We start from the raw sequence: 14,825 nt of genomic DNA on the forward strand, positions 1-14,825 counted from the left end.
TTTTCAAGTTATGGAAATTGAAGACGACCTGATTTCATTGAAATTACCTGATGCAACTCAAGAAGAATCGATCATTAAGGTGATCGGTGTCGGCGGAGGTGGAAGTAATGCCGTAAACCATATGTTCCGGCAGGGAATTCATGGGGTTGAATTTGTCGTTTGTAATACGGATATACAAGCTTTGCGCCAGAGCCGGGTAAAAAACCGGATCCAGTTGGGGAAGGAGCTGACAGAAGGACGCGGGGCTGGTTGCCAGCCCGAAAGAGGACGTCTGTCCGCTATCGAGAGTATGGATTTTATCAAAACGATTCTCGAACATAATACCCGGATGGTGTTTATTACTGCCGGAATGGGGGGAGGGACGGGTACCGGAGCCGCTCCTGAAATTGCCCGGCAGGCGAAGGAATTGGGTATTCTGACCATCGGTATCGTGACCGTGCCTTTCAGCTTCGAAGGCAAACGCAAGATCGAACAGGCGATGACCGGTATCGATGAACTGGAAGAGTATGTAGATGCTTTGCTGATTATTGCCAATGAACGGTTGCGGGAGATATACGGAGACCTGAAGTTGTCCGATGCTTTTGCTATGGCCGATAACGTCCTGACGATTGCGGCGAAGAGTATTGCCGAAATCATTACCGTAAAAGGATATGTCAATGTCGATTTTGCCGATGTCGAGAGCGTGATGCGGGATAGCGGGGTGGCTTTGATGGGAGCGGCTGAAGCGGAAGGAGAAGGCCGGGCGATGGAAGCCTTGACGAATGCTTTGATATCGCCTTTGTTGAACAGTAACGATATTCGGGGAGCTTCTAATATTCTGTTGAATATGCTTTACGGCGAAAAGGAAGTCACGATGGATGAAATCAGTCTGATCACCGATTCGTTGCGGGAGAAAGTAGGAAGAAATGTGAATGTGATTTGGGGGACCGGTAAAGACGAGACCTTGGGGGATAAACTGCGGGTAGCGGTGATCGCTACCGGATTTAACAATAACCGGGGAAGAGCTACTGCTGCAACAGAGCAGAAAATAGAAACGGCAACTACGACATCGGCTAAAAAGCCCTATTTTAAGGTGGAGCCCTTGCCCGACGATCTGGAGATGAAGGTTATGAATCCGGCCGAACTGGAGGAAGAAGCCCGTTTGCGCCGTCAGAAACAGGAAGAAGAACGGGCGAGAAAACAGAAACGGGAATCTAACCGACGGGTAGACCGTTTTGAGCGGAGCCAGCGGGGAGTCAATGAAGTGCCCGATACGAACGGATGGCTCAAACGAAAGATCGGTACGCTTTTTAGTGATGAAGAATAAACAAATAAACGAATAATACCATGGTCGACGGATTTATAAATTTTAATCTGAACGAGAAAACGCCTACCATTATCAAGGTGATCGGTGTCGGTGGCGGAGGTGGAAATGCTGTGGAATATATGTACGAGAAAGGGATCTGTGATGTCGATTTTGTCATTTGTAATACAGATTATCAGGCGCTCCGCAACAGTCCGATTCCTTGTAAAATTCAGTTGGGGAAAGAGTTGACCGCAGGACATGGAGCAGGTAATAATCCTGCCATGGGAGAGAAGTCGGCTCAGGAGAGTCTGGCCGATATAGAAGCTATTCTGAAGAAGGATACCCGGATGGCCTTTATCACGGCTGCTATGGGAGGAGGTACCGGTACGGGGGCTGCCCCGGTGATTGCCAGGTTGTCTAAGGACATGGGGATTCTGACGGTTGGGATCGTTTCGGTGCCGGCGCGTTTCGAAGGTCCGAAACGTTTGGATCAGGCCCGTGACGGATTGCGTCGCTTAAAAGATCATGTGGATTGTCTGATCGTTATCGATAATGAAAAAATCAAATCGATCTATGGATCGCAAACTATATCGCAAGCTTTTGCAAAAGCCAACGATGTACTGAATATCGCTGCTAAAGGTATTGCTGAGATTATTACCCTTCCGGGATATATCAATGTCGATTTTGCCGATGTCAGGACGGTGATGACGGATAGTGGGGTGGCTATTATGGGAGCTGCCCAGGCTAGCGGTGAGGACCGGGCGATCCGGGCAATCACAGAGGCTTTGGAAAGTCCGCTGCTGAATAATAACGATATTTTAGGAGCGAAAGATATTTTACTGAATATTACTTCCGGAACAGATGAGATTACCATGGACGAAATGTCTCAGATTACTTCCCATATTATTCGTAAAGTGGGAAATAATGCCGCTGTGATCTGGGGTGTGGGTACCGATCCCGATTTGGGGGATGCCGTCTCTGTGACGATCATTGCTACCGGTTTCCCTACCGGAGATATCGAGTTGTTCGGAGAAGAGAATACTTGTGCCGGATATGCTAAACAACCGGAATGCCTGAAAGAGGAAGAAGTACGGGTGAAACCCGGATTGACCGAAGAACAGGTGAGGGAATTAGAGACGGTACCTGCATTCGAACGGAGGGACTTGAGGGTGAGTTGAGGCTAAAAGCTAAAGGCTAGAAAGCTAAAGGCTAAAAGCTAAAGACGGGAGAGGCACAAAAAGTAAAAGGTAAAAGGTAAAAAGTAAAAGGGGGGAAAGATAGGGGGAGGAAGAGAGAAATGGGGAAGAGGAGAAAGTGCAACAATGGAGTTGCCAAGTAACGCAGCAAGATGCTGCATTAAAAAAAAGAATGGAAAAATTTAAAGAATTAGGTTTAGAAGGAGAAATTCTAAAAGGAATTGAAGATTTAGGGTTCGAGGTTCCTAGTCCTGTACAGGAAAAAGTAATTCCCGTGATTTTAGGGGAAGAAAATGATTTGGTGGCCTTGGCTCAGACCGGGACCGGTAAAACAGCGGCTTTCGGTTTGCCCTTATTGCAAAAGCTGGACACTTCATTGAATGCAATTCAGGTGCTGATTCTGAGTCCTACCCGCGAGTTGTGTATGCAGATCGGTAAGGACTTGCAGAATTATGCGAAATACCGGAGTGATATCCGGGTGGCATGTGTATATGGGGGGGCGGATATCCGCAAACAAATCAGGGAATTGGATAGGGGTGTACACGTATTGGTGGCTACTCCGGGCCGTCTCTGTGATTTAATCAAGCGGGAAGCGGTGAAAATCGAACAGGTTCGGGCAGTCGTACTCGATGAAGCCGACGAGATGTTGAATATGGGTTTTAAGGAGGATCTGAATTTTATTTTGGATGAAACTCCTGCAGAAAGAAATACCTATCTGTTTTCAGCGACTATGCCTCGTGAGGTGGAACGTATCGCTAAGAATTATCTCCGTAATCCTCAGGAAATTTCTACCGGAAAGAAAAATCAGGGGGCAGATACAGTGACGCACGAATATTATCAGGTGCTGGCCAGGGATTGTTATGAGACTCTTCATCGGGTGATCGACTGCGCTCCGGATATGTATGCGATTATTTTCACCCGGACGAAAATGGATGCCCGGGAAATTGCCCGGAAGTTACAGAAAGACGGGATCGATTGTGATGCCCTGCACGGTGACTTGAGTCAGGCACAACGGGATGATGTGATGGACCGTTTCCGGGCTAAACGGCTGAAAGTGCTGGTGGCTACCGATGTGGCTGCCCGGGGATTGGATGTGGACAATCTGACTCATGTAATCAATTATAATTTGCCCGAAGATGTGGAAAGTTACACCCATCGTAGCGGTCGCACCGGCCGGGCCGGACGTGAGGGGATTTCGGTGGCTATTATCAATTCGAAAGAAAAAGGAAAATTGCGCCGGATCGAGAATATCCTGAAGAAAAAATTCCAGTATAAGGAAGTGCCCGGAGGTGAAGAAGTGTGTCGGGCTCAGCTGTCGTATTATGCCGACAAGATCCTGATGACAGAACCGAAAGAGACTCTGGATAAATACCGGCACGAGTTGTTCGAGAAATTCGAAGAGTTGTCTAAAGAAGAGTTGATCCAGAAGATGATGTCCTATGAATTCGGAAAATTACTGAAAAAATATGCTTCGGTTGCCGATTTGAATCTTTCGGATGAAGAGCGGCACGATGGAGGACGGAGAGAAAAACGGCGTGGAGAACGGAAAAATGAAGAGAGTGTGACTTTTACGACTTTCTCTGTGAATGTCGGTAAAGAGGACGGGTTCACTCCACGTGATCTGATGACTATTATCAATGAGAATGCCCCGCGGAAAGGATTGGAAATCGGGAGTATCCGCATTTTCGGTAATAATACGAAATTTGAAGTCGATGTGCGTGGAATCAACGGGTTTATGTCTTGTTTCCGGAATGTCAGTTTCAACGGTCTGCCCTTTACGCTTTCCGAGGTAAAGGATCGTTATAACCGTTCGGACCGGGGCGGAGAACGCCGGAGTTCTACTGCCAACAATAAATGGCGTTCGGCAAACCGCCGGAGTGACGGAAGTAGCCGTGGACGCTTCGGAGAAAAGAAAAAAGGTATCGAAAGCGGAGGTCGTTCCCGCAAGAAAAGATAAGACGATAAACGACGGATGAAATAGAACAAAAGATAAAACAGATGAAACGGTGATAACGGTTGAGTCTGTTTTATTTTTATAATGAAACTGATTTTCAATGGAAGTATTACTGTATTTTTTGACAGGAGCCGGAATAGGTGGTTTACTGACTTATCTTTCGACCCGTATCGGGAGAAAAGGTATGGAGGTCAATCTTCGGATATTACAGGAAAAAGTCAAAGCCTGGGAAGAGAAGGAACAACGATGGCAGGAAGAAAAAATGGCCTTGATCCGCGATAATGAACGGTTGAAGGAGAATTTGCGGCAGACGGAAGAAAAATGGAGGGGCCAAAAAGAGGAGATTTTGCAAATAGCGGCTTTACAGAAAGAGCAGTTTCAAAATCTGGCAAACGATATCCTGGAGGATAAATCCCGGCGTTTTACGGAAGCGAACCGGGAAAATATAGAGCGTATACTGAGCCCTTTGAATAAAGATATTCAGGAGTTCCGTAAAAAAGTGGAAGAAAGCTATTCGAAAGAAACGGTCGAGCGGACCGTACTGGAACGAAAGATCGCAGAATTGGTGCAGCTGAATAATCGGATCCGGGAGGATGCCGTCAATTTAACCAATGCTTTGAAAGGAAATACGAAAACGCAGGGGGATTGGGGGGAAATGATTCTCGAGCGAATTCTTGAAAATTCGGGATTGACGAAAGGAAGGGAGTATTTTATTCAGGAAACGTTGAAAGATGAAAGCGATAGGGTGATCCGGACAGAGAACGGGAACACGATGCGGCCGGATGTGATTGTGGTGTATCCTGATAACCGGAAGGTGATTATCGATTCTAAAGTTTCGTTGACCGCCTACGTCGATTATTGCAATGCAGAGACCGAAACGGAACGGGAAGTTGCCTTGAAGGCCCATTTGTTGTCGGTAAGGAAACATATAGACGAATTGTCTGCCAGAAATTATTGCGATTGGTGTGACGGTGCCCTGGATTTTGTGATGTTGTTTATTCCCAACGAATCTTCTTATGTGTTGGCTATGCAGTCGGAACCTACCCTTTGGCATGAAGCTTATCGGAAAAGGGTATTGTTGTTGAGTCCTTCCAATCTGATCGTATCTTTGAAACTCACTGCCGATTTATGGAGCCGGGAATACCAAAACCGCCATGCTCAGGAAATCGCTGAACGGGGAGCTAAGCTTTACGATAAATGTGTGGCTTTTCTGGAAAGCCTGACCGCTATCGGCGACAACATCCAACGTACAGAAGAAAGTTACAGGCAAGCATTAAACCGCTTAAAAGAAGGTAACGGAAACCTGATCTCCCAAACCCTGAAACTAAAAGAATTGGGGGTGAAATCCCGCAGAGGAGACAAAGAAATCCCTGAAGAACTAATTAGGTGATTCTGATTTTTCTTGTTTTGTTTCCTGTTTTTCTCATTCTCCGTTTTATATTTTATCTTTGTAAAATAATCCCAAATGGAATGGAATATGGATATAGTAAAAGCAGAATTTGTCGTCAGTAATGCAACAGTGGAGAAATGTCCGAAGCCGGACCGGCATGAATATGCTTTTATCGGGCGGTCGAATGTCGGAAAATCATCGTTGATCAATATGCTGACGAACAATAAAAAATTGGCTAAGACAGCTGCACGGCCCGGGAAGACCCAATTGATCAATCACTTTCTGATCAACGATATGTGGTATATGGTGGATTTGCCCGGATATGGATATGCCCGTACTTCCGAAACCGCCCGCCGGCAATTTGAAAAAATGATTCGGGATTATATTCTCAAACGGGAGAATTTGGTCTGCCTTTTTGTCTTGATAGACAGTAGACTGGAACCGCAGAAAATCGATTTGGAATTTATGGAATGGCTGGGTGAGAATGGGGTTCCCTTTGTGATGATTTTCACGAAAGCGGATAAACTCTCTGCCACACAACGCTTGAAATGTATCGACGACTATCATAAGGTGATGCTGGAAACCTGGGAGACGACACCTATGGCTTTTATGACTTCTTCTGAAAAGCGATTGGGACGGGAAGAGGTGCTGGATTATATCGATGAATTGAACCGTACCGTAAAATTGTAGGATTGAATAGTTTATAAAGTACATAAACTTTAAGTGACAAAAGAGCAACTTTAAGAACTGATTATATTTTAGAATATGGAGACGAACGTTGTGCTTGCTGTCTTGTTTTGGGGATGTTTGCTCCTGGGGATGCCGGAGAGCCGGGGACAGGAGGCTGAGTGGCGTAAAGGGACTTATCCTGACGGGACATTACGTTATGAAGGGTATTTCAGAGCAGGAAAGCCTGCCGGAGAAATGAAACGGTATTATCCTGACGGTAAGTTGCAGGCGCGGATGGTGTATCGCGGAGATACGGTCGAGGCTGTGTTGTACAGCCGGAAAAGCGATTGTTGCATGCGGGGAAAATATGTCGGCCGGAAGAAGCAGGGGACCTGGGAATATTTTAAGAACGATTGTCTTTTGATGAAGGAGGAATATCGTGATCAGGTATTGAATGGGAAGACGGTCCGTTTTTTCAGTACGGGTAATCCCGCTGAGGAAAAAGGTTGGGTGAACGGTAAACCGGAAGGGGAGTGGAAATTGTATTATGATAACGGACAGTTGCGGATGATCGCCGGTTTGAAAGCCGGAAAATTGGATGGGGAAGTGAAGACTTATAGTTATCAGGGGATATTACGTTCGGAAGGCCGGTACCGGAATGACCGGAAAGAGGGAACCTGGGTATTTTTCGATGATTCGGGGGTAGAGGTAAAACGTAAAAACTACCGCGCCGGTATTTCGGATACGGCAGAGGAAGATGAGCTGGAAGAAAGCCGGCAGTTGGATGTTTTGTTGTCGACGGTAAAAAAGATTCCCGATCCGGCTGTTTTTGCCGATGATCCGGAGGGGTATATGAAATTAACCGGGATGGAATGATGGAGGCGATCAGTCTATATGAATTGAACAACCGGATCAAGCAGACTTTGAAGGCTAGCTTTGCCGATTCGGTTTGGATTACGGCCGAGATTACAGAGGTACAGCTGAATCGTTCCGGTCATTGTTATTTGCAATTGGCGGACAAGAGGGAACAGGAAGACAGTATTGTAGCCACTGCCCGGGGGACGATCTGGGCGTTTACCTTTCGTACGTTGCGTCCTTATTTCGAGACGACAACCGGACGGCAGTTGGAGAAAGGGATGAAAGTCCTGTTGAATGTCGAGGTCGTTTTTCATGAATTATACGGTTATTCGTTGAATATCCGGGATATCGACCCGACTTATACCATCGGGGATCTGGAACGGAAAAAGAGAGAAATCCTGGCTCAGCTCGAGGCCGATGGGGTAATCGATATGAACCGGGAACTGGAATTCCCGGTATTGCCTAAAACGATCGCAGTCATTTCTTCACCTACGGCTGCAGGATTGGGAGATTTTATGAATCAGCTGCAGACCAATCCGTACGGGTATCGTTTTCAGGTCAAACTCTTTCCGGCGATTATGCAGGGGGATAAAACGACCGATTCGGTGATTGCCGCTTTGGAACGGATTTATGAATATGAATCGGTATTCGATGTGGTGGTCATTATCCGGGGAGGTGGTTCGCAGACCGATCTGGGTTGTTTCGATTCTTATGAGATGGCTGCTAATATTGCGCAGTTTCCCTTGCCTGTGATTGCCGGAATCGGTCACGAGAGAGACGAAACAATCGTCGACCGTGTTGCACATATGCGGGTGAAGACTCCTACGGCTGCTGCCGCTTTTTTGATCGGGACTTTCCGGGAGCAGGATGGGCAGTTGGAGACCTGGAAAAATGATTTTATCGTAGGAGTGCAGGAATTGCTCCACAACGAACAAAACAGACAGGTGGTAAGGATATCCGATTTTAAACGTTCGGTGCAAGTGGTGTTGACAGGGAATCGAACAAACCTGAAATTGCTGTCCCAACGTTTGGACCATGCTTCTGAAAATTATATCCGGAACCGGCAGGTATATTTCGATCGTTTGAAAATGAAAATAACCGGCCGGATAGATGTCTTGGCCGATCGTCAGCGAAATCGCCTGGAAAATTTCGGAAAGGCCTTACAACAACAAACCGGTCGGATATTTGCAGATCAACACCGTCGTCTGGAATTGGCTGCAACGACGATCAAATACGTAGATCCTAAAAATGTGCTGGAAAGAGGTTATTCGATCACCCGTTTGAATGGAAAAGCAGTCAGAAAAGCTGCGGTTTTACAAGCCGGAGAGATCGTGGAAACCGAATTAGCTCATGGTAAAATCCAATGTCAAATCCTTAACAACTCAGCAACTCAGCAACTCAGCAACTCAGCAACTCAGTAACTCAGCAACTCAGTAACTCAGCAACTCAAAAACTTTTATAACCCTATGGAAGAAAATAAATTAACCTATAAAGAGGCTATGGCCGAAATCGAGGATATCGTGACTAAACTGGAAAATAATCAACTGGATGTCGATGAATTGAGCGGCAAGGTAAAGCGGGTATCGGAATTGATTGCTTTTTGTAAATCCAAACTGCACGAGACCGAGGAAGAGGTAGAGAAGATTTTGAAGACGATAGAAGATTGATGATGAGATATTGGGGAGTTGTATTTTGTTTTTGTCTTTGGGGGTGGGGCGTGCAAGGACAGCCGGAAGTGGCTTTAAAGCAATTACTGGAAACGCCGGGATTGAATCACGCTGCTATCGGTATATCGGTGAAAAAAGTCGGAGATGGAACGACGGTATTGGCTCATCAGGCAGGAATGGCCTTGACTCCGGCCTCCGTGACGAAATTACTGCCTACTGTATTTGCTTTACAGGAAAGAGGGAAAGATTTTCGTTTTAAAACCCGGGTCGGGTATACCGGAAAGATACAAGATGGTACTTTAACCGGAGATTTGATTCTTGTGGCAGCGGGTGATCCGACGCTCGAGTCCCGTTATTTCCCCAATCATTCTCTTTTGAGTCCGATCGTCACTGCGTTGGAAAAAGCAGGAATACAACGAATAGACGGAAGTATCCGGGTCGAGGGAGCATTACCGGGAGTGAATATTCCGGGATCGTGGACTTGGGAAGATGTTTCGAATTACTATGCAGCTTTGTATCTGCCCTTCAATTACCGGGATAATACCTGTTTTTATCATTTTCAGACAGGAGTCGCAGGCACTCCGGCTAAGTTAAAAGAGATTGTCCCTGCTTTGCCGGGAGTGAAAATAGTGAATGAGGTAACGGCTGCTGTCGGAAACCGGGATGATGCCTGGGTGTTCGGAGGACCCTATAGTGAAGTTTTATGTATTCGGGGGACTCTTCCACAAAACCGGACGCTCTTTAAAGTGAAAGGTGCGATACATCGTCCGGCTGAAGTATTTGTAGCCGAATTGACCGATATACTGAAAGCCAGAGGAATTACCGTTGCGAAGAAAAAAATCGAAGAACAACCCCGTACGGAATGGTTGACCCTGACTTCTCCTGAATTGGGGGAAATCGTATTCCATACCAACAAAGCCAGTGTCAATTTGTTTGCCGAAGCCTTAGGGTGCCTGGTAGCTCCGGCGGATTGGCCGGAAAAGGTCGGAATGTTACTCAAAGAGGCTGGGATACCGGCGGAAGGAATGATCTTAAAAGATGCCTGTGGGTTGTCGCCGATGGATGCTGTGCCGGCTTCTGTTTTTACCGACCTGTTGGTTTATGCAGACAAAGTGGTAGGGGAGACATTGGGCCGTTCATTGCCGGTGGCAGGAAAAGACGGTGGTTTAAGTGGTTATTGTATCGGAGCGACAGCATTGAAAGGACGGATGCAGGCTAAAACCGGGTCGATGTCCGGAGTACGTTGTCTGGCAGGTTACCTGACTACTACGGGGAATGAACGAATGGCCTTTACCGTTCTCATCAACCATTATACCTGTACTGCTTCACAATTACAAAAAGCGGTCGGAAAATTCTTGCAAAGTCTGCTGAGCTATTGATATTCCGATCCCCCTCCCGTGATTGGTTTATCTTCGGAAAGAAAGGGTGAAAACACTTCCTGCACCGGTTTGTGATTTGACGGTGATATTGCCTTTATGGAGGGTCATGATTTGTTTACACAGGCTGAGACCGATACCCGAGCCTCCGGATTTGGTTGTGAAAAAAGGAACGAAGATTTTATCCAAAGCTTCAGGGACGATGCCCGGTCCGTTGTCCTCGACGTGGATGGTGATCTGAGTGGTGTCGGACTGGGTGGTGATGCGGATCAGGGGAGCCGGTATATCCCGGCAGGCTTCTTCGGCATTTCGGATGAGATTGAGGAGTACCTGTTCGATCTGGGTTCGGTCGGCTTGGATTTGCAGGCGGGGATCGTGACAAATAAATTCACAGGGAATAACAGAGGTCGCATGGAGTTTCCGAAGACCGGTGAATAATTCTTCCAGCGAGAGCGGGACTAATTCGGGAGCCGGGATACGGGTAAGTTTCCGGTAATTTTGTACAAATTCGAGTAATCCCTTACTACGCCGGTGGATCGCTTCTAAAGCCTGGAGCATGACCGGTGAGGTCGCATCTTCGGTCGTTGTCCGGGCAACCCGTTCCGTCAGGGTTTCGGATAGAGAAATGATGGGGGCCAGGGAGTTCATGATTTCATGGGTCAGCACCCGGATCAGTTTTTGCCAGGCTTCGATTTCATTGTTTTCCAGTACCGAATGAATGTTTTTCAGGCTGATCAATAATAATTCTTTGCCCTGTATTCTGAAAATGACCGGATTCAGAGCGATTTCACGAACCCGGCCGACTTGTTCCAGACGCAGAATATGAGTTTCTCCGGGGATAAGCCGCAGCAATAGGTCGGGTAAGTCAGGGGTAATCGCTGCCAGTTCTGAAAGTTGGCGAAGGCTGGTCAGGCCGAATTCCCGAAGCACGGTTTTATTATACCATTCGATGGTTCCGTTCCGGTTGAGGACCAATATGCCCGAATCGATGGTACTCAACAAGGTATTATAATATAGGTGTTGTTCTTCGAGGGTGTACATTTTTTCCCGGAATTGCTTTAAAGCTTGTTCCATCGCCTGCGTTAACCGAGGGTCTGCCTGTTTTTTACTCCCCGGACGGAAAGATAACGAAAAATCTGAAAAACGGATAGCCGTAATGAGCCGCATGACCATTTCGGTCAACTTTTGTTGCTGCTTGTCGATATGGAGGATAAACAGGAGAATGACGAAAAAAGTAAAGAGCGAACAAAACCAAAGCGATTTCATCAATAGGATTCCCAACAAAACAGAAAGGAAGACCAACGATCCGCTTTGTAAGAGTAAGATCAGACGGGAGTTTTGGAAAGATTTCATCAGATTTCGTATTTTTCCAGTTTACGGTAAAGGGCAAAACGGGTGATGCCCAGCATTTCGGCAGCCCGGCTGATATTACCTTCACATTTTTTCATCGCTTTCTCTATCGCTTTTTGTTCCAATTCCATCAGGTTTAAGGTTTCCAGGTCACCGGTAGTACTACTATATGGGGGACGTAACATAAAATTGTCCGGTTCTAACAGCTTGCCCGGGGCCAGGATAACGGCCCGTTCGACAGCATGCTGTAATTCCCTTACATTGCCCGGCCAATTGTATTGGAGCAATTTTTGTTGGGTGTCTCGTGTAAAGCCTGTAATTTCTTTTTTGTATTTATAGCAATAGCGGTTGAGAAAATGCCGGGCCAGGAGTAAAATATCCTTTCCCCGTTCCCGGAGGGGAGGAATCGGGATTTCGATGGTATTGATGCGGTAAAGAAGGTCCTGGCGGAATTTTCCTGTAGTGACCATATTGTGGATATCGGCATTGGTGGCACAGATCAAACGGATATCGATGTTTTTAGGCTGAGTAGAACCTAAACGGGTGATTTGACGTTTCTCGATCGCTGTCAATAGCCGGGCTTGCATGGGAAGCGAGAGATTTCCGATTTCGTCCAGAAACAGGGTTCCCCCCGAGGCGGTTTCCATACGTCCTGCTTTGTCTTTCCGGGCATCGGTGAAAGCTCCTTTTTCGTAACCGAAAAGCTCGCTTTCGAATAAGGTTTCCGGGATTGCCCCCAGGTCGATCGGGACAAAAGGAGCTCCGTTGCGGGGAGAGTTTTGGTAAATGGCTTTGGCTATCAGGTCTTTCCCCGTACCGTTTTCACCCAATAGAAGAATGTTGGCGTCGGTGCCCGAGATCTTTTTGATGGTGTGAATTACTTCCAGTATGGCCGGCGATTCACCGATGATTTCTACTCCTTCGTCCGGAGCGGAAAGGGCTGTCAGCTGCTCTTTCAAAGCCACTACTTCGGTCCGGGTTTGGCGGAGACGGATAGCCGAGGAAATGGTGGCCAGCAGTTTTTCGGTTTCCCAGGGTTTAGGAATAAAATCGATCGCGCCGGCACGAATAGCTTTCACGGCTTTCTCGGTGTCGGCATATGCGGTGATAAACAACACGACGGCTTGCGGGTCTTTTTGTAAAATTTTTTCCAGCCATAGAAAGCCTTCTTGTCCACTGCTGGCATCCCGGCTGAAATTCATGTCCAGTAAGATAATGTCCGGGTTGAAATTGTCCATAAAATATTCTATACGCGCAGGAGAAGTAGTGACCTTTATTTTTTCCACATAAGGCTCTAATAATAGATTCAAAGCAAAAAGCACATCTTCATTATCGTCTACAATCAGAATTTTTCCATCCATGGTTTTAGGATTGAACAGGTGTTGTTATTCATTTCAAACAAATGTAGGAATAATATTTACAGCTTGTATGTGCGGATTCGAACATTTTTTGTGCGGATATGCACATCTATTTTATCGCTTTTGTTTTGTAAGTTGTTGATTATTATATTATTTTGTTTATGGCACGTTGTTTGCCTCCCTGATTTGTAAAAAGAAACCTATGAACCTGAAATTATGCTATATCACAGGATGGTCATTACTGGTAGCTACCGGGCTTTCGGCCCAGAATAGGGGCGATCTTGCGGTTAAAGTAGCCCGGGATAGCGGTCAGGTGATCGAATTGACTTTGCAGGAGGCTGTCGACATGGCCCGTACAAATTCACCCTCGGCAGTATCTGCCCGTCACACTTTCCGTTCGGCTTATTGGAGTTATCGTTCTTTTCGGGCGAATTATCTGCCTTCATTGACGCTTTCGTCTAATCCCGATCTGACACGAACGATTAGTAAAGTCACCTTGGGGGATGGTTCGGAGAAATACGTCAGTCAGAATATGTTGACGGTAGACGGTGAATTGTCGATTTCCCAAAATGTCTCCCTGACCGGAGGTAGTTTTTTTGTACAGAGTTCGTTACAACGGATGAAATTATTCGATTCCAATTCGGTATCCTTCCGTTCTTCCCCGATTATTATCGGTTATAGCCAATCCTTGTTCGGATACAATAGCCTGAGATGGGACCGCCGGATCGAACCGGTACGTTATCGGGAGGCGAAAAAGGCCTATGTGGAATCGCTCGAGCTGGTATCGGCTGAAACGGTGAATAAATTTTTCGCTTTGGCACAGGCTCAGAGTAATTACGATATGGCCCGGTTCAATTACAATAATGCGGATACTCTGTATAAATTCGGTAAAGGTAGGTATGAGATCGGACGGATCACAGAAAACGAACTTTTACAGTTGGAGATCAATCGGTTGAACGAATCGACCAACGTGATGGATGCTTCCATTGAAATGGACAACTGCCGTCAGGCTTTGTGTGTGTATTTGGGTCTGGATAAAAATGTTATTCTGAAAGTCCGGGTAAATGTCGAAGTTCCCCGGATCCGGGTGAATCCGGAGCAAGCCTACGAATTATTCAACCGTAATAGTCCCGATATAGATGATCTCGAACGGCAATTATTAGAAAGTAAGAGTGGTGTGGCACAGGCCAGGGCGAATGCCGGATTGAAGGCCGATCTGTATGTGCAGTGCGGATTGTCACAGACGGGGACCACTTTTAACCAGGCCTATACAAATCCCAACGATCAGCAACAGGTTCGTGTCGGGATTTCCTTACCGATCCTCGACTGGGGCCGTGGACGCGGACGGGTGAAAGTGGCGAAATCCAGGGAAGAAATGGTGAAAATACAGGTGGAACAACAACGGAACAACCTGGAAATGAATGTCCGTAAATTGGTATTACAATTCAACTTGCAGGCCGAACGGGTACAGATTGCTATGAAAACCGACCAGACAGCCCGCCGCCGTCATGAGGTGGCCCGTAAACTGTACTTACTGGGAAAATCCACTATTCTCGACTTGAATGCATCGGTCACCGAGAAAGACACTGCCAGCCGTAATTTCCTTTATGCTTTGAGTAATTACTGGAATTTGTATTATATGCTCCGGAGTATGACGCTCTATGACTTTGCCCGCCATTCGGAGATCAGTGTAGATTATAAAAAACTTGAAAATTAAATAGT

At 46.6% G+C, this 14,825-nt stretch carries 12 protein-coding genes; 10 read left to right on the forward strand and 2 right to left on the reverse strand.

The window, feature by feature from the left end:
* Window positions 1-10 precede the first annotated feature (10 nt).
* From ftsZ (AC5RDS_RS04200) to dacB, 9 genes are all read left to right on the forward strand, one after another.
* A complete protein-coding gene (gene ftsZ / locus AC5RDS_RS04200; protein WP_013611601.1) occupies window positions 11-1,306 on the forward strand; it encodes a cell division protein FtsZ in 1,296 nt (431 codons plus the stop codon).
* A gap of 20 nt (window positions 1,307-1,326) precedes the next feature.
* Window positions 1,327-2,463: a cell division protein FtsZ gene (ftsZ, locus tag AC5RDS_RS04205; protein ID WP_118104303.1), complete on the forward strand. Its 1,137-nt coding sequence runs from the start codon at window positions 1,327-1,329 to the stop codon at window positions 2,461-2,463.
* Window positions 2,464-2,653: 190 nt separating this feature from the next.
* Window positions 2,654-4,438 (forward strand): DEAD/DEAH box helicase, encoded by a 1,785-nt coding sequence (locus AC5RDS_RS04210; protein ID WP_013611599.1) that lies wholly within the window; start codon window positions 2,654-2,656, stop codon window positions 4,436-4,438.
* Between the two features lie 97 nt (window positions 4,439-4,535).
* Window positions 4,536-5,825 (forward strand): DNA recombination protein RmuC, encoded by a 1,290-nt coding sequence (gene rmuC, locus AC5RDS_RS04215; RefSeq protein WP_306450554.1) that lies wholly within the window; start codon window positions 4,536-4,538, stop codon window positions 5,823-5,825.
* 87 nt (window positions 5,826-5,912) lie between these two features.
* Entirely contained in the window at window positions 5,913-6,515 is a 603-nt protein-coding gene (yihA, locus tag AC5RDS_RS04220) for a ribosome biogenesis GTP-binding protein YihA/YsxC (protein ID WP_041557235.1), read from the forward strand.
* A 75-nt stretch (window positions 6,516-6,590) separates the two neighbouring features.
* Entirely contained in the window at window positions 6,591-7,370 is a 780-nt protein-coding gene (locus AC5RDS_RS04225; RefSeq protein ID WP_118108000.1) for a toxin-antitoxin system YwqK family antitoxin, read from the forward strand.
* Window positions 7,367-8,773 carry an exodeoxyribonuclease VII large subunit gene (gene xseA, locus AC5RDS_RS04230; RefSeq protein WP_195328859.1) on the forward strand — a complete coding sequence of 469 codons (1,407 nt, stop codon included), beginning with the start codon at window positions 7,367-7,369 and terminating at the stop codon, window positions 8,771-8,773. The genes AC5RDS_RS04225 and xseA overlap by 4 nt, the downstream gene beginning before the upstream one ends.
* A 45-nt stretch (window positions 8,774-8,818) precedes the next feature.
* Complete coding sequence (gene xseB, locus AC5RDS_RS04235; protein WP_013611594.1) at window positions 8,819-9,019, forward strand: exodeoxyribonuclease VII small subunit; 201 nt, start codon at window positions 8,819-8,821, stop codon at window positions 9,017-9,019.
* Entirely contained in the window at window positions 9,019-10,398 is a 1,380-nt protein-coding gene (dacB, locus tag AC5RDS_RS04240; RefSeq protein ID WP_046405851.1) for a D-alanyl-D-alanine carboxypeptidase/D-alanyl-D-alanine endopeptidase, read from the forward strand. Before xseB ends, dacB begins: the two co-directional genes overlap by 1 nt.
* Before the next feature lie 27 nt (window positions 10,399-10,425).
* Here the strand turns inward: dacB and AC5RDS_RS04245 are convergent, their stop codons facing one another.
* Together AC5RDS_RS04245 and AC5RDS_RS04250 are read right to left on the reverse strand one after the other, a co-directional pair.
* Complete coding sequence (locus AC5RDS_RS04245) at window positions 10,426-11,748, reverse strand: sensor histidine kinase (RefSeq protein WP_046405852.1); 1,323 nt, start codon at window positions 11,746-11,748, stop codon at window positions 10,426-10,428.
* Entirely contained in the window at window positions 11,748-13,106 is a 1,359-nt protein-coding gene (locus tag AC5RDS_RS04250) for a sigma-54-dependent transcriptional regulator (RefSeq protein ID WP_494222218.1), read from the reverse strand. Before AC5RDS_RS04250 ends, AC5RDS_RS04245 begins: the two co-directional genes overlap by 1 nt.
* 199 nt (window positions 13,107-13,305) lie before the next feature.
* On the opposite strand from AC5RDS_RS04250, the gene AC5RDS_RS04255 reads away from it, so the two are divergent.
* Window positions 13,306-14,820 (forward strand): TolC family protein, encoded by a 1,515-nt coding sequence (locus AC5RDS_RS04255; protein ID WP_494222219.1) that lies wholly within the window; start codon window positions 13,306-13,308, stop codon window positions 14,818-14,820.
* The last annotated feature ends 5 nt before the right edge of the window (window positions 14,821-14,825 follow it).

The organism is Odoribacter sp. (assembly GCF_985060555.1).

What these genes read in the sequence shown, in the direction of transcription:
- ftsZ (WP_013611601.1), top strand. Translation starts at nt 11, where the DNA reads ATGGAAATTGAAGACGACCTGATTTCATTGAAATTACCTGATGCAACT.
- ftsZ (WP_118104303.1), top strand. Translation starts at nt 1,327, where the DNA reads ATGGTCGACGGATTTATAAATTTTAATCTGAACGAGAAAACGCCTACC.
- AC5RDS_RS04210 (WP_013611599.1), top strand. Translation starts at nt 2,654, where the DNA reads ATGGAAAAATTTAAAGAATTAGGTTTAGAAGGAGAAATTCTAAAAGGA.
- rmuC (WP_306450554.1), top strand. Translation starts at nt 4,536, where the DNA reads ATGGAAGTATTACTGTATTTTTTGACAGGAGCCGGAATAGGTGGTTTA.
- yihA (WP_041557235.1), top strand. Translation starts at nt 5,913, where the DNA reads ATGGATATAGTAAAAGCAGAATTTGTCGTCAGTAATGCAACAGTGGAG.
- AC5RDS_RS04225 (WP_118108000.1), top strand. Translation starts at nt 6,591, where the DNA reads ATGGAGACGAACGTTGTGCTTGCTGTCTTGTTTTGGGGATGTTTGCTC.
- xseA (WP_195328859.1), top strand. Translation starts at nt 7,367, where the DNA reads ATGATGGAGGCGATCAGTCTATATGAATTGAACAACCGGATCAAGCAG.
- xseB (WP_013611594.1), top strand. Translation starts at nt 8,819, where the DNA reads ATGGAAGAAAATAAATTAACCTATAAAGAGGCTATGGCCGAAATCGAG.
- dacB (WP_046405851.1), top strand. Translation starts at nt 9,019, where the DNA reads ATGATGAGATATTGGGGAGTTGTATTTTGTTTTTGTCTTTGGGGGTGG.
- AC5RDS_RS04245 (WP_046405852.1), bottom strand. Translation starts at nt 11,748, where the DNA reads ATGAAATCTTTCCAAAACTCCCGTCTGATCTTACTCTTACAAAGCGGA.
- AC5RDS_RS04250 (WP_494222218.1), bottom strand. Translation starts at nt 13,106, where the DNA reads ATGGATGGAAAAATTCTGATTGTAGACGATAATGAAGATGTGCTTTTT.
- AC5RDS_RS04255 (WP_494222219.1), top strand. Translation starts at nt 13,306, where the DNA reads ATGAACCTGAAATTATGCTATATCACAGGATGGTCATTACTGGTAGCT.